At 74.0% G+C, this 19,902-nt stretch carries 13 protein-coding genes and 1 pseudogene; 7 read left to right on the forward strand and 7 right to left on the reverse strand.

Annotated features, from left to right (window positions below):
* Nucleotides 1-420 precede the first annotated feature (420 nt).
* A complete protein-coding gene (locus K7396_RS08155; RefSeq protein WP_086719178.1) occupies nucleotides 421-3,582 on the forward strand; it encodes an alpha-mannosidase in 3,162 nt (1,053 codons plus the stop codon).
* A gap of 122 nt (nucleotides 3,583-3,704) precedes the next feature.
* On the opposite strand, the gene K7396_RS08160 is transcribed toward K7396_RS08155, so the two are convergent.
* Nucleotides 3,705-5,447 carry a pyruvate dehydrogenase gene (locus tag K7396_RS08160; RefSeq protein WP_086719177.1) on the reverse strand — a complete coding sequence of 581 codons (1,743 nt, stop codon included), beginning with the start codon at nucleotides 5,445-5,447 and terminating at the stop codon, nucleotides 3,705-3,707.
* Between the two features lie 141 nt (nucleotides 5,448-5,588).
* Nucleotides 5,589-7,058 (reverse strand): protein phosphatase 2C domain-containing protein, encoded by a 1,470-nt coding sequence (locus K7396_RS08165; protein WP_152104301.1) that lies wholly within the window; start codon nucleotides 7,056-7,058, stop codon nucleotides 5,589-5,591.
* Between the two features lie 485 nt (nucleotides 7,059-7,543).
* On the opposite strand from K7396_RS08165, the gene K7396_RS08170 reads away from it, so the two are divergent.
* The gene (locus K7396_RS08170; RefSeq protein WP_086719816.1) at nucleotides 7,544-8,026 is read left to right on the forward strand and encodes a DUF456 domain-containing protein; all 483 of its coding nucleotides are present in this window, start codon (nucleotides 7,544-7,546) and stop codon (nucleotides 8,024-8,026) included.
* 209 nt (nucleotides 8,027-8,235) lie between these two features.
* Nucleotides 8,236-8,925 carry a hypothetical protein gene (locus K7396_RS08175; protein WP_086719817.1) on the forward strand — a complete coding sequence of 230 codons (690 nt, stop codon included), beginning with the start codon at nucleotides 8,236-8,238 and terminating at the stop codon, nucleotides 8,923-8,925.
* Nucleotides 8,926-9,141: 216 nt separating this feature from the next.
* Here K7396_RS08175 and K7396_RS35930 read toward each other — a convergent pair.
* From K7396_RS35930 to K7396_RS08195, 4 genes and pseudogenes are all read right to left on the reverse strand, one after another.
* Nucleotides 9,142-9,225 (reverse strand): annotated as a pseudogene (locus tag K7396_RS35930) (cupin domain-containing protein); the annotation flags it as partial.
* A gap of 97 nt (nucleotides 9,226-9,322) precedes the next feature.
* The gene (gene rsgA, locus K7396_RS08185) at nucleotides 9,323-10,462 is read right to left on the reverse strand and encodes a ribosome small subunit-dependent GTPase A (protein ID WP_086719818.1); all 1,140 of its coding nucleotides are present in this window, start codon (nucleotides 10,460-10,462) and stop codon (nucleotides 9,323-9,325) included.
* A gap of 325 nt (nucleotides 10,463-10,787) precedes the next feature.
* Nucleotides 10,788-11,867: a tRNA (adenosine(37)-N6)-threonylcarbamoyltransferase complex transferase subunit TsaD gene (gene tsaD, locus K7396_RS08190; RefSeq protein ID WP_086719819.1), complete on the reverse strand. Its 1,080-nt coding sequence runs from the start codon at nucleotides 11,865-11,867 to the stop codon at nucleotides 10,788-10,790.
* Between the two features lie 101 nt (nucleotides 11,868-11,968).
* Complete coding sequence (locus K7396_RS08195; RefSeq protein ID WP_152104300.1) at nucleotides 11,969-12,496, reverse strand: DinB family protein; 528 nt, start codon at nucleotides 12,494-12,496, stop codon at nucleotides 11,969-11,971.
* Between the two features lie 233 nt (nucleotides 12,497-12,729).
* Here K7396_RS08195 and K7396_RS08200 point away from each other — a divergent pair, with 233 nt between their 5' ends.
* Both K7396_RS08200 and K7396_RS08205 read left to right on the forward strand, forming a co-directional pair.
* A complete protein-coding gene (locus K7396_RS08200; protein WP_152104299.1) occupies nucleotides 12,730-15,573 on the forward strand; it encodes a SpoIIE family protein phosphatase/ATP-binding protein in 2,844 nt (947 codons plus the stop codon).
* Between the two features lie 123 nt (nucleotides 15,574-15,696).
* Nucleotides 15,697-16,191, forward strand: a complete 495-nt coding sequence (locus K7396_RS08205; RefSeq protein WP_152104298.1) for a hypothetical protein — start codon at nucleotides 15,697-15,699, stop codon at nucleotides 16,189-16,191.
* Nucleotides 16,192-16,237: 46 nt separating this feature from the next.
* Here K7396_RS08205 and K7396_RS08210 read toward each other — a convergent pair whose 3' ends face one another.
* Nucleotides 16,238-16,714 carry a hypothetical protein gene (locus tag K7396_RS08210; protein WP_223659776.1) on the reverse strand — a complete coding sequence of 159 codons (477 nt, stop codon included), beginning with the start codon at nucleotides 16,712-16,714 and terminating at the stop codon, nucleotides 16,238-16,240.
* A 286-nt stretch (nucleotides 16,715-17,000) separates the two neighbouring features.
* On the opposite strand from K7396_RS08210, the gene K7396_RS08215 reads away from it, so the two are divergent.
* Together K7396_RS08215 and K7396_RS08220 are read left to right on the forward strand one after the other, a co-directional pair.
* Nucleotides 17,001-18,971 carry an APC family permease gene (locus K7396_RS08215; RefSeq protein ID WP_086716876.1) on the forward strand — a complete coding sequence of 657 codons (1,971 nt, stop codon included), beginning with the start codon at nucleotides 17,001-17,003 and terminating at the stop codon, nucleotides 18,969-18,971.
* Nucleotides 18,972-19,071: 100 nt separating this feature from the next.
* On the forward strand, nucleotides 19,072-19,872 hold the full coding sequence (locus K7396_RS08220; protein ID WP_086716875.1) for a maleylpyruvate isomerase family mycothiol-dependent enzyme: 801 nt from the start codon (nucleotides 19,072-19,074) through the stop codon (nucleotides 19,870-19,872).
* Nucleotides 19,873-19,902 lie beyond the last annotated feature (30 nt).

A 19,902-nucleotide genomic window follows, 5' to 3' on the forward strand; every position in this document is an offset into this window, starting at 1 on the left:
TACGCCCGGCGCTCGTGCGGTGATCCCCCGGTCCCGGCCCCCCTCGGCCGTTTCCTGCCGTCTGTCCCGTCCTTCGCGCCGCACAGGCTGACGCATTTTCTCCCCCGCCCCCAACGAACTCCGGCGCTCTGCCTCGAACAGCCTCACGCTCAGCATGCCCATCCGCTCTGCCGCCATGCTTCGGATTTGCCGCTTCCGCCCGCCTTGCCGCCGATCCGCCACCCGTGCGCCGGAGGGACCGGGCGGGGCCGTGGGCGGCGCCGTGCTCCGGCACGACCGGGCAGGCACCCCCTGAGTGGGTATGCCTGATCCGAGCCTGTCGTGGAGGCCCGGCCGGGAGCGCCGGGCACTCCCCCGGCAACCGCCGGGGCCCCGCCCGCGCCCGGGAGGCGTCGGGGAGTACGAGCGTGAGGAGCCGCTGTGCACGACGACCGACTGCTGGTGGAGGGGCGCCTGGAGCGAGCGCTGGGGCAGTTCATCCGGCCCGCGCGGTACGCGGCGCGGGTGCCGCTGCGGCTGGCCGTCTGGCACGCGCCGGCAATCGGGGGATCCCCTGCGCGCGGGGAATCGGGAACCGGGGAAACGGTGCCGGTGGGCGAGGCGCTGCGGGCCGCGTACGAGCCGTTCGCGCTCGGCGAGTCCTGGGGGCCGCCGTGGTCCACGAGCTGGTTCCGGCTGGCGGGCGAGGTGCCGCGGGAGTGGGCGGGGCGGCGGGTGGAGGCCGTCATCGACCCCGGCTTCACCGGTGACGGGCCCGGGTTCCAGGCCGAGGGCCTCGTCTACGACGCCGAGGGCGTACCGGTCAAGGGGATCCATCCGCGCAACCGGCACGTCCCCGTGGGCGCGCCGGCGGTCGGCGGCGAGGAGGTCCGTCTGCTGCTGGAGGCCGCCGCGAACCCGGCGGTGCTGCGGGACTTCCGCCCCACCGGCCTCGGCGATGTGCGCACCGCTCCGCGCCGGCCGCTGTACCGCTTCGCCTCGGCGGACCTCGCGGTGCTCGACGAGACGGTGTGGCAGCTGGTCCTGGACATCGAGGTGCTGTCGGAGCTGATGCACGAGCTGCCCGCCGACGGCTCGCGCCGGCACGAGATCCTGCGGGCCCTGGAGGACATGCTCGACGCGCTCGACCTGCACGACGTCGGTGCCACCGCGGCCGCGGGGCGGGACGCGCTGGCGGACGTCCTGGGCCGCCCGGCCGCGGCCAGCGCCCATCGCGTCTCGGCCACCGGGCACGCCCATATCGACTCCGCCTGGCTGTGGCCGCTGCGCGAGACGGTGCGCAAGGCGTCCCGCACCTTCGCCAATGTCACCCAGCTGGCCCAGGAGTACCCGGAGGTGGTGTTCGCCTGCTCGCAGGCGCAGCAGTACGCCTGGGTCAAGGAGCACCAGCCGCACATCTGGGAGCGCATCAAGGAGGCCGTACGGAGCGGCAACTGGGCGCCGGTGGGCTCGATGTGGGTGGAGTCGGACGCCAACATGCCCGGCGGCGAGGCACTGGCCCGGCAGCTGGTGCACGGAAAGCGCTTCTTCCTGGAGGAGCTGGGCGTGGAGACCGAGGAGGTCTGGCTGCCGGACTCCTTCGGCTACACCGCCGCCTTCCCGCAGCTGGCGCGACTGGCCGGCGCGAAGTGGTTCCTCACCCAGAAGCTGTCGTGGAACCAGACCGACAAGATGCCGCACCACACCTTCTGGTGGGAGGGCATCGACGGCACCCGCGTCTTCACCCACTTCCCGCCGGTCGACACCTACAACTCCCGGCTGGCCGCGCCCGAACTCGCCCACGCCGAGCGCAACTTCGCCGACAAGGGCCGCGCCACCCGCTCCCTGGTGCCGTTCGGCTGGGGCGACGGCGGGGGCGGCCCGACCCGCGAGATGCTGGAGCGGGCCCGCCGGCTGCGCTCCCTGGAGGGCTCGCCGCGCGTCGCGATCGAGCCGCCGGCCCGGTTCTTCGAGGCCGCCCAGGCGGAGTACGGGGCGGCGGCGCCGGTCTGGTCCGGTGAGCTGTACCTCCAGTTCCACCGCGGCACCTACACCTCACAGGCGAAGACCAAGCAGGGCAACCGGCGCAGCGAACACCTGCTGCGCGAGGCCGAGTTGTGGGCCACCACGGCGGCGGTGCGGACGGGCGGCGGCTACGCCTACCCGTACGACGCCCTCGACCGCCTCTGGAAGACCGTGCTGCTGCACCAGTTCCACGACATCCTGCCCGGGTCGTCCATCGCCTGGGTCCACCGCGAGGCCCGTGACACGTACGCGGCGGTCGCGGCCGAGCTGACCGGGATCATCGAGACGGCGCTCGGGGCGCTGGCGGGCGGGGAGCCGGCGGCGGCCGGGGTGCCGACGGTGTTCAACGCCTCGCCCTACGACCGGGACGAGGTCGTGGCGCTGCCGGAGTCCGGGGCGGGCGGGCCCACCGAGGCCGCGGTGCACGTCCCGGCGCTGGGCTCGGCCGCGGTCCGCCCGGCCGCCCCGGACAGCGCCACCCCGCCGCCCCCGCCCGTACGGGCGGACACCGGCACCGGGGACACCGTCACGCTCGACAACGGGCTGCTGCGGGTGGTCGTCGACGCCGACGGCCTGCTGGCGTCGGTGCGTGATCTGCACGCCGGGCGGGAGGTGCTGGCGCCGGGCGCCCGCGGCAATCTGCTGCAACTGCACCCCGACCACCCCAACCAGTACGACGCCTGGGACCTCGACCGGCACTACCGCCGCCGGCACACCGATCTGACCGACGCCGAGTCCGTCGAGCTGGCCGCGGCCGGGCCGCTGTCCGCGACGGTCCGGGTGACCAGGGCGTTCGGCGCGTCCCGGATCACCCAGGAGCTGACCCTGCGGGCGGGCTCGCCCCGCCTCGACATCGCCTGCGACATCGACTGGCACGAGTCGGAGAAGGTCCTCAAGGCCGCCTTCGCGCTGGACGTGCACGCCGAGCGGTCCACCTCCGAGGTGCAGTTCGGGCACGTCCACCGCCCCACCCACACCAACACCAGCTGGGACGCGGCCCGTTTCGAGATCTGCGCGCACCGCTGGCTGCGGGTCGCCGAGCCCGGCTACGGGGTCGCCCTGCTCAACGACTCCACCTACGGCCACGACGTCACCCGCACCCCGCACCCCGAGGGCCTGGGCACGACGGTCCGGCTGACCCTGCTGCGCGCCCCGCACAGCCCCGACCCCGAGACCGACCAGGGCGGTCACCGTTTGCGCTACGCCCTGCTGCCGGGCGCCGGGACCGGCGAGGCGGTCGCCGAGGGGCTGGCGCTCAACCTGCCCCTGCGGACCGCCACCGCGCCGCCCGTCCCGCCACTGATCCGCGTCGACCACCCGGCCGTGACCGTCGAGTCGGTCAAGCTCGCCGAGGACCGCAGCGGCGATGTGGTGGTGCGGCTCTACGAGTCGCAGGGCGGCCGGGCGAGCGGCCTGCTCTCCCCCGGCTTCCCGGTCGCCCGGGTCACCGTGACCGACCTGCTGGAGCGGCCGTTGCACGAGGAGGAGAGCGGGCCGACCTCGGATGTGGCGGTGGAGCTGCGTCCGTTCCAGATCCTGACGCTCCGGCTGCGGCCGCAGCACCCGCCGGGGAGCTGAACCGGGCTCCGGGTCGGGCGGACCGGCCGGGCGGGCGGACCGGCCGGGCGGGCGGACCGGCCGGGCGGGCGGACCGGCCGGGCGGGCGGACCGGCCGGGCGGACCGGCCGGGCGGGAGCACGTCAGATCCGGGGCACGTTCCGCAAGTTGGAGCGGGCCATCTGCAGCATCCGGCCGACGCCGCCGTCCAGGACGATCTTGCCGGCCGACAGCGCGAAGCCGGACACCATCTCCGCGCTGATCTTCGGCGGGATCGACAGGGCGTTGGGGTCGGTGACGACGTCGACCAGCGCCGGGCCCTTGTGCTTGAAGGCCTCGCGCAGGGCGCCGCGCAGGTGCTTGGGCTTCTCGACCCTGATGCCGTGGGCCCCGGCCGCGCGGGCGATGGCCGCGAAGTCCGGGTTCTTGTTGCCGGTGCCGTACGAGGGCAGGCCGGAGACCAGCATCTCCAGCTCCACCATGCCCAGCGAGGAGTTGTTGAACAGCACCACCTTCACCGGCAGGTCGTACTGGACCAGGGTGAGGAAGTCGCCCATCAGCATGGAGAACCCGCCGTCGCCCGACATCGAGACGACCTGGCGTCCGCGGTCGATGAACTGGGCGCCGATCGCCTGCGGCAGCGCGTTGGCCATCGAGCCGTGACTGAACGAACCGATCACCCGGCGGCGGCCGTTGGGGGTGAGGTAGCGGGCCGCCCAGACGTTGCACATGCCGGTGTCGACGGTGAAGACCGCGTCGTCGTCGGCCTCCTCGTCCAGGACCGAGGCCACGTACTCGGGGTGGATCGGCAGGTGCTTCTCGACCTTGCGGGTGTAGGCCTTGACCACGCCCTCCAGGGCGTCGGCGTGCTTCTTCAGCATCCGGTCCAGGAACCTGCGGTCCGTCTTCGGATTCACCTTGGGCATCACGCCGCGCAGCGTCTCGCGGACGTCGCCCCAGACGGCCAGGTCGAGTTTGGAGCGGCGGCCGAGGTGTTCGGGCCGGACGTCGACCTGCACGATCGTGACGTCGTCGGGCAGGAACGCCTCGTACGGGAAGTCCGTGCCGAGCAGGATCAGCAGGTCGCACTCGTGGGTGGCCTCGTACGCCGCGCCGTAGCCGAGCAGTCCGCTCATGCCGACGTCGTAGGGGTTGTCGTACTGGATCCATTCCTTGCCGCGCAGTGCGTGCCCGACCGGGGACTTCACCCGCTCGGCGAACTCCATGACCTCGGCGTGCGCCCCCGCCGTGCCGCTGCCGCAGAACAGCGTGACCTTGTCGGCCTCGTTGATCATCCGGGCCAGCGTGTCGATCTCGACGTCCCCGGGGCGGACCGACGGGCGCGTGGTGACCAGGGCGTGTTCGACGGTGCGCTCGGGCGCCTGCTCGGCGGCGATGTCGCCGGGGAGGGAGACGACCGAGACCCCGCGCTGCCCGATGGCGTGCTGGATCGCGGTCTGCAGCACCCGCGGCATCTGCTTGGTGCTGGAGATCAGTTCGCTGTAGTGGCTGCACTCGACGAACAGCCGGTCCGGGTGGGTCTCCTGGAAGTAGCTGGTGCCGATCTCGCTGGAGGGGATGTGGGAGGCCAGGGCGAGGACCGGGGCCATGGAGCGGTGGGCGTCGTAGAGGCCGTTGATCAAGTGCAGGTTGCCGGGGCCGCAGGAGCCGGCGCAGGCCGCCAGCGAGCCGGTGAGCTGCGCCTCCGCCCCGGCGGCGAACGCGGCGACCTCTTCGTGGCGGACCTGGATCCAGTCGATCGCGGAGTTGCGGCGGATGGCGTCCACCACCGGGTTGAGGCTGTCGCCGACGACCCCGTAGAGCCGGCGCACCCCCGCGCGCACGAGGATGTCCACGAACTGCTCGGCCACGGTCTGCTTCGCCATGTCGCTGTCGCTCCTTCGACGGGTGGGGGCTGCCCGCTGGGGCGGAGGGGGCTGCTCTCCCATGAACCCACGCGGTGCCGCGGCGCGCCTCCGCTGTGCGTCACCGCCCTCTGCGCACCCCGGCTCCCCGTGTGCCCGGCGCTACGACTCCCACACCCCGACGGCCGTACGGTCCATCGCGTGCCCCTCGGCCCGTAGTTGCGAGGCGGCGAGGAACTCCACCAGACCCGGCGGCTCGGCGGCGGACCACCGCTCGGCCAGCCGGGCGGCGAGCGCGGCCTCGTCCCGCAGCGGCTCGGCGAGACCCGCGCTGCACAGCAGCAGCGTGTCCCCCGGACGGGCGAACGCCGTGCGGAAGAGGAACGGCTCGGGCCGCTCCGGGCCCTCGGCCGGCGCGTACGGGTCGTGCGCCGGCTCCGGGGCGGGACGCGGCAGTCCGCTGCCGGCGCCCGCCGTCGTGCCGGAGTCGTGGTCCGTCACGGCGGGCTCCAGGTCCTGCCAGGCCCCGTCGCGCAGCAGGAAGAGACCGCCCGCGCCGACGCCGAAGAACACCCGGGTACGGCAGTCCGGGTCGGCGGGCACCAGCAGGCAGCGCAGCGCGGCCGGCTGCCACCGCGCGGGAACGTCCCGGGACCGCTCCGCCGGGGCGTCCCGCTCGGGCGCCCGGCCGCGGAGTTTGCCGTAGCTGCGGTCGGTGAGCCGCTGCAGCCCGGATTTGAGGGCGTCGCGACGCTCCGCCTTGATGTCCTCCGCCAGTCGGGTGTAGCTGCGGCCGATCGCGCCACCGATCCAGGTGCAGGCGTCCCGGGCGTCCCGGGCGGCACGGTGGGCGCCCCCGGCGGACGGCCTGCCGGTGGCGACGGCCACCAGGATCAGCGCGTGCCGGCCCGCCCCGAAGCGGGTGGTGAGCAGCGCGTCACGGCGTACCTCACCACGCACGCGGGCGCCCTCACCGCGCTGCGAGGCGGCCCGCAGGGTCAGCGCGCCGTAGCAAGAGCCGTCGAGGGTGGTGTCGGGCACCGGATCGTCGAGAACCGCCGGGTCGGCTACGGGCAGTTCCCCCGGCTCGGCGGGTGGGGCGGGGTGGGCGGACCGGGCGGGGCCGGCCGGCCGGGCAGAGTCGGCCGGCTTGGTGGGCTCGGTCTGGTGGGTGGGCTCGGTCGGCTTGGTGGGCTCGGCCTCGGGGGAGGGACGGTCCGCGGCTCGACGGTCGGGAGACGGGCCGGGGGCCGAGCGGCGGTCCCGTGACGGGCGATCGGCGGAGGTCCCGCGCGTCCCGGGACCGGTGGACCGGAGCGGGATCGGTGGGGACGGCACGGGTGGGGAGGGCGCGGCCCTGCCCGGTGGCTTTCGCGGCGGCGGCTCGGCCTTACCGGAATCCGGGGGTGGGGGCGGAGCCGGGGGCTTCCGCGGTGTCGTACCGCCCCTCCGCGGCGCTCCCAGCGCCCGCAGCGCCGACGCGACCCGTTCGTCGAGGGTGTCCACGGCGTCGGACGGCCCGGCATCGCCCACCGCGCCGGGTGCCGGGGCGCCCTCTCCCGCGCCCTCGCCGCCGTACAACTGCCGCCACCAGTCGTCTTCGTGGCTCCGCGCGGCTCCCTGCTGATTCATGGGCCGTATTGTCCCTGCGCGACCACGCCCGAAACAGGGCGCGAAAGAGCGTCCACCGGGCGGCCGGCCTCCTACGGGTGACCGGCCGCGGGACTTCAGCGGACCGCGCAGGTCATGGGTGGCCCGGTGGAGCGGACGACCGTGGACGTCAGCCGGTCCGGTCTTCGGCGTCGTCGGTTTGACGGGGTGAAACGGGAGGGGCGGGGCTGACGACGGCCCGTCCGACGGGGTTCCGGTCCGGCCGGCGGGCGCCCCTCCCGGCGGGCGGGAGCCCCTGGCCCGGCCAACGCCCCACCCCGGCCGCCGGCAAGCGCTTCCGGGCCGCTTCCGGCACGCTGGGCCCATGAGAGTGTGCAGCCTACGAGCCGTCACGGGGCGTGTGCCCGCCGGGTGTGAGGCCGGCACGTGAACGAGTGCGGCGAGCGGGCCGGCGGACGGCGCGTGCCGCCCCCGGGCGGGCGGGCCGGGCGTGACGGGACCGGCGCATGAGCGTGTGGCAGTTGGTCGCGGTCGGCCTGGTGATGCTGCTGGGGCTGCTCGGGGTGCTGGTACCGGGCATCCCCGGCCCGCTGATCGTCTGGGCCGCCGTGCTGTGGTGGACGCTGTCCGAGAAGTCCTCCCTCGCCTGGGTGGTGCTCATGGGCGCGACCGCCGTGCTGCTCCTCAACCAGACGCTGAAGTGGCTGCTGCCGGCCCGCAACCTGCGGGCCGCGGGCGCGCCGTACCGGGCGTTGTTCCTGGCGGGCGTGGCCGGCATCGTGGGGTTCTTCGTGATCCCGGTCATCGGAGGACCACTGTGCGCCGTCGGGGGCCTCTACCTGCTGGAACGCGTCCGACTCGGCAGCCACGGCGACGCCTGGGCCTCGGCCCGCACCGCCCTGCGCGCCATCGGCCTGAGCGTCCTGATCGAACTGTTCGCCTGCCTCCTGGTCGTCGGCGCCTGGACGGGCGCGGTGGCAGCGGGCTGAATCCTCCCCCGTCCCGCCCCGGCACCGCCTCCTCCATCAGCTTCTTCATGACTGACAGACCGATTCTTCATGACTGACGGGCCGAACATCCTTGATGCCCTTCTTCGATGCCCTTCTTCTTGCGGTTGGCGACTTGTTCCATTTGGCTCCCGCTCGGCCGGTCGAGTGGAAGACTCGGTCGGGACGTGACGATCTGAGGAGTTCAAGGCATGGCAACAGGTGCCCTCGACGGACCGGTTCCGGCAGCAGCCCCACGCGGGCAGCGCGTCCTCGACCTCCTGGACAAGGCAATCGACGCCCAGAGCCCCCTGGTGCGCAAGAACATCGCCCGGGCCCGCCAGCGGAACCCGGAGGCGACACCGGCACAGGTGATCCGCAATCTGGAGCGGATGTACGTCAGCGCCTTGACCGGGACGGGTGCTGCGGTGGGAGGAACTGCAGCCGCGCCCGGCGTCGGGACGGGAGTCGCGCTGGCGCTGTCGGCAGGCGAGGCCCTCTCATCTCTTGAACTGAGCGCCCTCTACGCGCTCTCGATCGCGGAAGTGCACGGCGTCCCCATCGACGAGCTCGAACGCCGCCGAACGATCGTGATGGGAATCATGCTCGGCGGGACCGGCTCCACCACCATTACCAAGGTCGCCGAGCGTACGGGGCAACACTGGGGACGTCAGGTGGTCGCCAAGGTACCTGTCGAGATGTTGCGTCAGATCAACAAGATCCTGGGGAAGAACTTCGTCACGAAGTACGGAACCAAGCAGGGGATCATCGTGCTCGGCCGGGTGGCGCCGTTCGGTATCGGCGCTGTCATTGGCGGGGGCGCCAACGCCGCTCTCGCCACTCTGACCGTGCGGTCCGGCCGTCGCGCATTCGGCCCACCCCCGACGTCGTGGCATGGCTGACACGGACCACACCGCCACCGTCCGACAGTTCGCACGGCTGTTCCTCGGCGCGCTGAAGGGTGTCGAGCAACCAGCCTCCGCCACCGGAGTCGGGTTCGGAGCGGATCGCGCCCCGGCTTGTCTCATCCCCGGTGCAGGCGTTCATTCGGCCGGGCTGGTGCGGGCTGGAACGAGCCGCTCGGTCGCTGATGAGGCAGTGGTCGCGGTGCGCCGGAACTCGCTCGGGTCGAACCACTCGCGCAGCGTGCAGACCAGCATCCAGTCCAACAGCCGGTCGAGCACCACCTGCTGGTTCAGCTTCCGCGAACCCGCTGCTGTGGAGGGGGGAGGAGCGGATCACTCCGTTCCTCCCCCGTCGCCGAGCGACGAGGGCCCGGGGCCCCCGCGCTCCGTCACCTCACCGCTGCGGCCCCCGCTTCCGCTCCATCATGTGGCGGCCCAGTGCCTGCTTCTGCTTCCAGTCGCGGCGGATCTCGGCGCGCAGCCGGGCGTCGGTCTTCGCCACGATGCGTTGGTTCTCCCGTAGGAGCTTGCGGTAGCTCTCCAGCCGTCGCAGGGGCAACTCCCCGGTCTCTAGGGCCTCTTGGACCGCGCAGCCGGGTTCGGCCTGGTGTGCGCAGTCGTGGAAGCGGCACTCCTCGGCCAGCGACTCGACGTCCGAGAACGTCCGGGACAGCCCGGTTCCCGCGTCCCACATGCCGACGCCGCGCAGCCCCGGCGTATCGATCAGCACCCCGCCGCCGGGGAGCGCCCGCAGGTCGCGGGTGGTCGTGGTGTGCCGGCCCTTGCCGTCCCGGTCGCGGATGGCCTGCACCCGCTGCAGTTCCTCGCCGAGCAGGGCGTTGGCCAGCGTGGACTTGCCCGCGCCGGACTGCCCCAGCAGGACGGAGGTGCCGCCCGCGAGCACGGCGGTGACCACTTCCACCCCCTCGCCGGTCATCGAACTGACCGTCAGCACCTGCACGCCCGGTGCCGCGGTCTCCGCGTCCGCGACGAGATGCGCCAGGGTGTCCGGTCCCCCGGCCAGGTCGGCCTTGGTCAGCACCACCAGCGGCTGTGCCCCGCTCTCCCAGGCCAGCGAGACGAACCGCTCGATACGTCCGAGGTCCAGCGCATCGGCCAGCGACACCGCGATCACCGCGTGGTCGACGTTCGCCGCGAGGATCTGTCCCTCGGAGCGCTTGGAGGAGGTGGACCGCAAGAACGCCGTACGCCGGGGCAGCAACGCCCGTACCACGCCGTCGAGATGGCTGCCGGTCAGGCCGTTCTCCAGGTCGATCGCGGCCCAGTCCCCGGTGCACGGCACCCGCATCGGGTCGCTCGTGGCGACCAGCGCGGTGTCCGCCAGTACGGTCCGGACGCCCGCGCCCTCGCCGGAGCCGTCGGCGACGACGGCGTCCACCCGCCCGCGGTCCACGCGGACGATACGGCCGGGCACGATCCCCCGCCCGGCGTGGGGGGTGAAGCTTTCCGCGAACCCGTCGTCCCAGCCGTAGGCGGTCAGCGGGTGCGCAGCAGAGAAATCGAGGTCCAACAACGGGATGACCCTTCAGGAAGGAGCAGCCCCGGCCGCCCGCGCACGGCGCGGGAAGAAGAAAGGTGATGTCGAGTCAGCCGGAGACCACGGGAGAGAGGTTGATGGTCTTCTGGAGGCGGGCAGCGCCCTGCGCAGCGACAGTCATCGGTCCTCACCTCCCGGATTCCTCGACAGCCGACGACGGTGACCCCGGGTCCCGTCCGAACACCGCCGACCTTAGGCCGTCCCGGAGCGGCGGTGCCACTTCTTTTTCCCGCTCCCTTCCTCGGCTTCTGTTTTCGGTTTCTTCCGCTGCCTTCGCCCGCTCCTGCAGCCCGCTCCCCTGCTACGCCGCCGTTCGCCCCGCCGCCCCGGCCGTGCGCCCCGTCGGGTGCAGGGCGGCGTACTCCAGGGGTGCGGACGGGTCGATGGAGACGTCCAGGGGGGCCGGGGCGGCACCCGCGCGGGCCAGGAGGTCTCCGATGGCGGCGATCATCGCCCCGTTGTCGGTGCACAGCCGCAGCGGCGGCACCCGCAGGGTGATCCCCGCGGCGGCGCACCGTTCCTCCGCCAGGCTCCGGACCCGGGAGTTGGCGGCGACTCCGCCGACCACGACGAGGGTGCTGACGCCGTGGTCGGCGCAGGCGGCGACCGCCTTGCGGGTCAGGACGTCGGCGACCGCCTCCTGCAGGGCGGCCGCCCCGTCCGCCACCGGCAGCTCCCGGCCGCGGTGCCGCTCCGCCCAGCGTGCGGCGGCGGTCTTCAGCCCCGAGAAGGAGAAGCCGTAGGGGTCGTCGTGCGGTCCGGTCAGGGGGCGGGGAAAGCGGACGGCGCGTACGTCGCCCTCGCGCGCCGTCCGGTCGATGGCCGGTCCCCCGGGATACGGCAGACCGAAGACCCGGGCGGCCTTGTCGAAGCATTCGCCGGCGGCGTCGTCGAGGGTGTCGCCGAGGTGCACGATGCGGTCCCGGGCCAGGTCGCGGACGAGCAGCAGCGACGTGTGGCCGCCGGAGACGATCAGCACCACGCAGGGGTCGGGCAGCGGGCCGTGCGCGAGGGTGTCGGCGGCGACATGGCCGGCCAGGTGGTGCACGCCGTAGAGCGGCACGTCCAGCGCGTACGCCAGGCTCTTCGCGCCGGCCAGCCCGACCTGGAGCGCGCCGGAGAGCCCCGGCCCGGTGGTCACCGCGACCGCCCCGATGTCGGACATCCGCAGCCCGGCCTCGGCCAGGGCCCGGTGCACGACCGGGGTGAAGGCGTGGACATGGGCGCGGGCCGCGATCTCCGGCACCACTCCCCCGAACCGGGCGTGCTCGTCCATGCTCGACGCCACGGCATGCCCCAGCAGCCGGCCGTCCCGGACCAGGCCGGCGCCCGTCTCGTCACAGGACGACTCGATGCCCAGCACGACGGGTGTTCCACGCATGCCGTTCTCCTCTCGCATACGGCAGCCAGTTTTCTGCGCTGGCTACGTAACTGCGAAGGATATGCAATAAGGGGCGGGGCGGGTTGCCGCGCGCGACCGCCTCATGCCCCCGTGGCGCCGTCGATGGCCTCCCTGAGCAGGTCCGCGTGACCGTTGTGGCGTGCGTACTCCTCGATCATGTGGACCAGGATCCAGCGCAGCGAGACGCCCTGACCGCCGGCCTGGCCGGCCTCCTGCTCCGAGAGCTTGCCGGTGGCGTCGAGCGCGGCGCCGGCGGTCAGTTCGCGACTGCGGGCGACTTCGGCCTGCCAGCCGGCCAGGGCCTGGCCCAGCCCGCGGTCGGGGGTGAGCGTGAAGCCGTCCGGGTTGTCCGCCTCGTGGACCGGCGGGACATCCTGGCCGGCGAACACCCTCTGGAACCAGTTGCGTTCGACCTCCGCCAGGTGCTGGACGAGGCCCAGCAGCGTCATCCCGGACGGCGCCACCGGGGCGAGGCGGGCCTGACGGTCTTCCAGGCCCGCGCACTTCAGCGCGAGTGTGGCGCGGTGGAAGTCCAACCAGCCTTCCAGCGTGGCGCGTTCATCGGCCTGCAGGGGCGGAATCGGCCGCCCGTCCGGTGTGGCATGCATGGGCGCAGCCTTTCACGGCGGGGTCCTGGGACGGAGGCCCCTTTTCGTGCGGACCCGACGGGACGAGGCGAGCGGAAAGAGGCGAGAGAAGGCGGGGAGAGGGGAGCGGGAGGGCGCGAGCGGCCGGGCTCCGCACCTGGGCGGGCGCGGGGGGGCGCGGTCGGCGCGTCGGCGGGCCGCGGGGCCCACCCGGCCGTCCGCCCCCTGGCGGAGCACAATGCTAGACATGGGGCATGACGGAATACTTCGGGCGAGAGGGTGACGATTCCGCGTCATCACACTCCCCGGGACGACGCCTCCGCTCGCTGCTGCAGGTGCCCAGCGTCGCGGGCCAGGTGTTCGTGCTGCAGCTCGCCCTGGCGGTACTGCTGGTCGTCGCCGCCGTCGTCGCGCTCGTCCTCCAGGCGGAGGGCGCGAGCATGCAGGAGGCCCGTCAGCGTTCCCCGGCCGGGGCCGCCGCCTTCGCCCATGCGCCCGGCACCCTCACCGCCATGCAGTCCCGCGACCCCAGCGCGCTGCTGCAGCCCGGGGCGGAGGCGGCCCGCAAGGCCGCCGGGGTCGACCACAGCGTCGCGTTCCGCCCCACGGGCATCCGCTGGACGCACCCCGGCACCCGGCTGATCGGCAAGCACGTCGTCGGCGCCGGCACCTACCCGCCGTCGCTCCACGGCACGCCCCGCACCGCCACCTTCACCTCGTCCGTCGGTCCCGCGGTGGACACCACGGTTCCGGTCTCCGCTCCCGACGGCTCGACCGCCGGGTTCGTGGCCGCCGGGATACGTGTCCAGCGGGCGGGCGAGCGGGTGGCGCAGCCGTTGGCGCTGGTGCTGGGCGCCGCGGCCGGCGGGCTGCTGGTGGTCGCCGTCGGGGCGGCGTGGACGAGCCGCCGGCTGCGGCGGCAGACGCACGGGCTGCGGCCGGCCGAGCTGCGGCGGAGGTACGAGCATCACGACGCGGTGCTGCACGCCGTACGGGAGGGCGTGCTGGTCATCAGCGGCGACGGGCGGCTGCTGCTCGCCAACGACGAGGCCCGGCGGCTGCTCGCCCTGCCCGCCGACGCGGAGCGGCGCCCGCTCGCCGACCTGGATCTGGAGCCCGGGCTGAGCGCGCTGCTGGCCTCCGGCCGGGAGGCGACCGACGAGGTGCTGCCGGCCGGCGACCGGCTGATCGCGGTGAACGTCCGGCCGACGGCGCCGCACGGCGGGCCCGCCGGGACGGTGGTGACGCTGCGGGACACCACCGAACTGCGGACGCTGGCCGGGCGGGCGGGCGTGGCCCAGGAGCGGCTGAAGCTGATCTATGACGCGGGGCTGCGGATCGGCACCACGCTGGAGGTGGGGCGGACCGCCGAGGAGCTGGCCGATGTCGCGGTCCCCCGGTTCGCCGACGTGGCCACCGTCGAACTGCTGGAGCCGGTGCTGCGGGGTGACGAACCGGCGGCCGGGCCGGGCACCGGCCTGCGGCGGCTGGCGGTCAGCGGGGTCCCCCAGGCCGCGGCGATCTACCGGGTGGGCGAGGACCTCAGGTTCGCGCCCGGCACACCGATGGCCACGGCCCTGGCGAGCGGCCGCCCGGTCCTGGTGGACGATCTGCCCCGGTCGGACGAGTGGCGCCGGCCGGACCCGGAGCACACCCAGCGGGTGCTGGACGCCGGTATCCGGTCGCTGATCGCCGTGCCGCTGCAAGCCCGCGGGGTGGTGCTGGGGCTGGCCAACTTCTGGCGGACCGGGAGCGCCGGCGGCTTCGAGGAGGAGGATCTGGCCTTCGCCGAGGAACTGGCCGCGCGCGCCGCGGTCGCGATCGACAACGCCCGCCGCTACACCCGCGAGCACACCACGGCCGTCACCCTGCAGCGCAGCCTGCTCCCGCAGACCCTGCCCGAGCAGTCCGCCCTGGAGGCCGCCCACCGCTACCTTCCCGCCCTCGCCGGGGTCGGCGGCGACTGGTTCGACGTCATCCCGCTGCCCGGCGCCCGGGTCGCCCTGGTGGTCGGAGATGTCGTCGGGCACGGGCTGCACGCCGCCGCCACCATGGGCCGGCTGCGCACCGCGGTGCACAACTTCTCCGCCCTCGACCTGCCGCCCGACGAACTGCTCAACCATCTGGACGAACTCGTCACCCATATCGACACGGACGAGGCGGGGACGGCGGAGGCCGGCGCCGGCGGGGACGAGGGGACCTGGCCGGGCGGCACGGCCGACGGGGCGCCGGCGCAGCTGGGCCGCACCGGCATCACCGGTGCCACCTGCCTGTACGCCATCTACGACCCGGTCGGCGGCCTGACCACCCTGGCCAGGGCGGGCCACCCGGGTCCGGCCGTGATCGCCCCGGACGGCACCGTCTCGTTCCCCGAGGTCCCTGTCTCCCCACCGCTGGGCCTGGGCGGCGGGGAGCCGGTGGAGACCACGGAACTCACCCTGGGCGAAGGCTCCCGGCTGGTGCTGTACACGGACGGGCTGATCGAGGGCCCCGACCGCGACCTCGGCCGGGGCCTGGAGCTGCTGCGGACGGCCCTGGCCGGCGCGGCGGACCGGGCCCCGGAACAGATCTGCACGGCGGTCCTCGACACTCTGCTGCCCGAACACCCCAGTGACGACATCGCCCTGCTGGTGGCCCGCACCCGGCTGCTGGCCCCCGGCCGGGTCGCCGAATGGGACGTGCCCTCCGACCCCGCGGCCGTCGCCCGCATCCGGTCGGCCTGTCTGCGCACGCTGGAGTCGTGGGGGCTGGTGGCGCTGTCGTTCACCACCGAGCTGATCCTCAGCGAGCTGATCACCAATGCCATCCGCTACGGGGCCCAGCCGATCCGGGTCCGGCTGCTGCACGACCGGGCGCTGATCTGCGAGGTCTCGGACGGCACCAGCGCCTCCCCGCACCTGCGCCGGGCGGCGACCACGGACGAGGGCGGCCGCGGCCTCTTCCTCGTCGCCCAGTTCGCCCAGCGCTGGGGCACCCGTTACACGCCCAACGGCAAGGTCATCTGGACCGAGCAGACCCTCGACGGCGGCCGGCCGGAACCCGGTCCGGACTCGGCCGACGACATCCTCGACCAGTGGGACGACGTGCCCGCGCTGTGACGCCGCCCCTGGCGACAGCGTTCCCGCGCTCCGCCGCCGCGCGCGGCGGCCGTCGGATGCACCCCCGTTGCCCCCTGGCTAAGCTCGGGGAAGGGGCCGAAGATCTGATCATGGAGGCTCCCCGTGGTGCAGCTGCCCGAAGCGCGTGATCTGGCCCCTCGCCTGGCCACCGGTGCGTTCCTGCTGAATTCCGGTCTGACGAAGTTGCGGGCCGACGAGGCGACCGCGCAGGCCGTGCACGGCATGGCGTGCGTCGCGTACCCGTTCCTCGACCGGATTCCCGCCGAGCGCTTCACCCGGCTGCTGGCGTGCTCGGAACTCGCCCTCGGCGGCGCGCTGCTGGCGCCGTTCGTACCGACCCGGCTGGCCGGGCTGGGGCTGACCGGCTTCGCCGGCGGGCTGTTCGGCCTGTATCTGCGCCTCCCCGGCATGCGGCAGGAGGGCGGTCTGCGACCGACCCAGGACGGGATCCCGCTGGCCAAGGACAGCTGGCTGCTGGGCATCGGGCTGGGGTTCCTGGGCGCGGCCGGGCGGCGGAAGCGGGCCGCGGCCGCCCGGTACCGGCACGCCTGCCGCCGGCATCACGGGCACCATCACCGGGGCCGTTGCCGCTGCTGAGTGCGGCAACGGGGGCGGGCAGCCGGACGTGCGGGGCCGGGCGCGGTCAGCGGGCCGGGGGCCGCCGGAGGGCCCGTACGGCGGCGGCACAGCCCGCGGCCGTGACCCCGGCGAGGAGGAGGACCAGCAGGCTCGTCCGGTCCTGCGGCTGGAAGGCCAGGTCGGAGCGCTGGTTGAGGACGAAGCCGTCGTAGAACATCCAGGACACCAGGGCCACGACCGGCGCCAGAAGCGGCCGCGCCAGCAGGGACACGGCGGCCGTCAGCGCGGCGAAGACCGCGAGCGCCGCCGTGGCGTGCGCCGCCGTGCCGGTCAGCATCAGGGCGGTCACCAGCAGCGCCGCGCCCAGGGCGCCGAGCGGCAGTGCGAGGTCACGGGCGAGGGCGGCGGGGCGGGGCGGCGGCCGGCGGACCGGCCGCGTACGGGGCGGGGCCACCCGCGGGCGGTGTGCGGTGCGGGGGACGCCGGAGGCGTGGGGCACGCAGGTGCGGCGCGCGGGCGCCGGGCGGTGAAGGGTGGCCACGGAGAACACCTCCTGCTTTGGCCCCGCGGCGGACCGGACGGTTCCGCGGATCCGCGAAGGCCCCTTGCCGCCAGACTGCGCGCCCCGGACCGGTACGGGAGCGCCCGGTTTCCGTCCTTGACGCCGTGTCTACGGGCCGCGGGCGCTTTCTGACGCGGTCTTGACGGCGGGGGTGCGGCGGCCGATGTCGCCCGGCGCGGGGTGCGACACGGCGCCGCTGACGTGGTGATGCATACTCGCTCCTCGTTGCCCGAACGACGACCGATGATCGGCAGGCCCTCCCCGCATGACCACTGTCCAGGCGGACCCCACGCCGTCCCCCACCACCGCCTCCAAGAGGTGGCGCGCCTGGCTCCTGGACGGACTGAGCAGCCAGGCCGCCCGCCACCCCGGGCCGCACGGCACCCCGCCGGCCGAGCACAAGGGCCACTCCTGGTGGCGCGTCATGTGCCTGACGGGCGTCGACTACTTCTCCACGCTGGGCTACCAGCCGGGCATCGCCGCGCTGGCCGCCGGGCTGCTCTCGCCGTTCGCCACGCTCGTGCTGATCGCGCTGACGCTGCTGGGCGCGCTGCCCGTCTACCGCAGGGTCGCCAAGGAGAGCCCGAACGGCGAGGGCTCGATCGCCATGCTGGAGCGCCTGCTGCCGTGGTGGGCGGGGAAGCTGCTGGTCCTGGTGCTGCTGGGGTTCGCGGCCACGGACTTCATCATCACCATGACGCTGTCGGCCGCCGACGCCTCGGCGCATGTCGTGGAGAACCCGTTCGCCCCTCCGCTGCTGCACGGCGCGAACCTGTGGATCACCCTGGTGCTGCTGGCCGCCCTGGGGGCGGTGTTCCTCAAGGGTTTCCGTGAGGCGATCGGCATCGCCGTCGGGCTGGTCGGGACGTATCTGGCGCTGAACGTCGTGGTCCTGGCCACCGCGGCCGCGAACGTACTGGCGCACCCGGTGGTGGTCGGCAACTGGTGGGACGCGATGACCGCCGAGCACTCCTCGCCGGTGGCGATCGTCGGGGTGGCGCTGCTGGTCTTCCCCAAGCTGGCGCTGGGCATGTCCGGCTTCGAGACGGGCGTGGCGGTGATGCCGCAGGTACAGGGCGACGCCACCGACACCGAGGCCCGCCCGGCCGGCCGGATCCGGGGCACCCGTCGGCTGCTGACCACCGCGGCGCTGGTGATGAGCGGCTTCCTGCTGCTGTCGAGCCTGGCCACCACGCTGCTGATCCCGCAGCGGGAGTTCGAGGCCGGCGGGTCGGCCAACGGGCGCGCGCTGGCCTACCTCGCGCACCGGTATCTGGGCGAGGCATTCGGCACCGTCTACGACCTCTCCACCATCGCCATCCTCTGGTTCGCCGGCGCCTCGGCGATGGCCGGGCTGCTCAACCTCGTTCCGCGCTATCTGCCGCGGTACGGCATGGCGCCGGAGTGGGCCCGCGCGGTGCGTCCGCTGGTGCTGATCTTCCTGGCCACCGCCTTCGGCATCACCTTCTTCTTCAACGCCAGCGTCGACGAGCAGAGCGGTGCGTACGCGACCGGTGTGCTGGTGCTGATGCTCTCGGCGTCCTTCGCCTCCACCGTCGCGGCCCGCCACCGGCGGCTGCGGGCGGCCACCGCCGGCTTCGGCGCCATCACCCTCGTCTTCGGCTACACCCTGGTCACCAATGTCATCGAGCGGCCGGACGGCCTGAAGATCGCGCTGCTGTTCATCCTCGGCATCCTGCTCACCTCGTTCGCCTCGCGGGTCCACCGGGCCTTCGAACTGCGCGCCGTACAGGTCGACTTCGACGAGACCGCCGAGCGGCTGATCGGCGCGGCGACGGCGGCCGGGCCGCTGCGGGTCATCGCCAACGAGCCCGACGAGCGGGACGAGGCCGAGTACCGGGAGAAGGAGTACAGCCAGCGCGAGGAGACCCACATACCCGACGGCCGTCCGGTGCTGTTCCTCGAAGTGACCGTCCCGGACTCCTCGGACTTCACCACCGAGCTGCACGTGCGGGGCGAGGAGCGGTACGGGGCGCAGATCCTGCGGGTGGAGGGCGCCGGCGTGGCGAACACCATCGCCGCCGTGCTGATGCGGCTGCGCGAGCACACCGGCCAGGTCCCGCACGTCTACTTCAACTGGACCGAGGGGCATCCGCTCGGCCATCTGCTGCGGTTCCTGGTCTTCGGTGACGGCGAGGTCGCGCCGGTCGCCCGCGAGGTCCTCCGGCGCGCCGAGCCCGACCCGGCCCGCCGCCCGCGGGTCCACGTCGGCTGACCCACGGCGGGCGAACCACGGCGGCCGGGGTGTGACAGGCTGCCCGTCGGATGCCCGGCCGGTCAGGTCGCCGGGCCGAGGAGATCGGGAAACAGCGCCCATGAACACGCCGGACACCCCGGGCCGCGAGCCCCTCTCCCCCGCCGAACACCGCGCCGCCGTCGCGGCGGAGACCGCGCGGTTCGTGGCGGCACTGGACGGCGCGGACCTCTCGTTGCCGGTGCCGGGCTGCCCCGACTGGACGCTGCTCGACCTGGTCCGGCACGCCGGGAGCGTGCAGCGCTGGTTCTCCGTGCTGCTGCGCCGGCGCGTCCAGGAGCCGCCGCGCAGCCGCGAGGTGGACCTGGAGCTGCCCGCCGACGACACCGGCTGGGCCGACTGGCTGACGGCGAGTGCGGCCCGGGCCGCCGACGTGATCACCGGGACCGACCCGGACGCCCCGATGTGGGCCTGGGGCGTCGATCAGCACGCCCGGTTCTGGATGCGGCGGATGCTGTTCGAGACCCTGGTGCACCGCACGGACGCGGAACGCGCCCTGGGCCTCGGCACGGACATCGACCCCGGACTCGCGGCCGACGGCGTGGACGAGTTCCTGGTCAACCTGCCGTTCGCGACCCCCTTCGCCCCCGGGGTGGCGCACCTGCGCGGCGACGGGGAGACCCTGCGCTTCCGGTGCGCGGACACCGCGGGCGACTGGCTCGTGCGCCTGCGGCCCGACGGCTTCGAGGTGACGTCCGGGGCCCGGGACGCGGTGGCCGCCCCCGCCGACGCCGTCGTGCAGGGCGCCGCCGCGGATCTGCTGCTCCGCCTCTACGGACGCCCGGCGCGCGCCACGGACACCGTCGGGACGTCGGGCGACGAGGAGTTGCTGACGCGCTGGTTCACCCACTCCGCGTTCTGAGGCGGACCGGCCGGCGCTCCATGGCGGCGC

Origin of the sequence: Streptomyces angustmyceticus, assembly GCF_019933235.1 — a bacterium.
GTDB lineage: Bacteria > Actinomycetota > Actinomycetes > Streptomycetales > Streptomycetaceae > Streptomyces > Streptomyces angustmyceticus.

What these genes read in the sequence shown, in the direction of transcription:
- K7396_RS08160 (WP_086719177.1), bottom strand. Translation starts at nt 5,447, where the DNA reads ATGGCGAAGCAGACCGTGGCCGAGCAGTTCGTGGACATCCTCGTGCGC.
- K7396_RS08165 (WP_152104301.1), bottom strand. Translation starts at nt 7,058, where the DNA reads ATGAATCAGCAGGGAGCCGCGCGGAGCCACGAAGACGACTGGTGGCGG.
- K7396_RS08170 (WP_086719816.1), top strand. Translation starts at nt 7,544, where the DNA reads ATGAGCGTGTGGCAGTTGGTCGCGGTCGGCCTGGTGATGCTGCTGGGG.
- K7396_RS08175 (WP_086719817.1), top strand. Translation starts at nt 8,236, where the DNA reads ATGGCAACAGGTGCCCTCGACGGACCGGTTCCGGCAGCAGCCCCACGC.
- tsaD (WP_086719819.1), bottom strand. Translation starts at nt 11,867, where the DNA reads ATGCGTGGAACACCCGTCGTGCTGGGCATCGAGTCGTCCTGTGACGAG.
- K7396_RS08195 (WP_152104300.1), bottom strand. Translation starts at nt 12,496, where the DNA reads ATGCATGCCACACCGGACGGGCGGCCGATTCCGCCCCTGCAGGCCGAT.
- K7396_RS08200 (WP_152104299.1), top strand. Translation starts at nt 12,730, where the DNA reads ATGACGGAATACTTCGGGCGAGAGGGTGACGATTCCGCGTCATCACAC.
- K7396_RS08215 (WP_086716876.1), top strand. Translation starts at nt 17,001, where the DNA reads ATGACCACTGTCCAGGCGGACCCCACGCCGTCCCCCACCACCGCCTCC.
- K7396_RS08220 (WP_086716875.1), top strand. Translation starts at nt 19,072, where the DNA reads ATGAACACGCCGGACACCCCGGGCCGCGAGCCCCTCTCCCCCGCCGAA.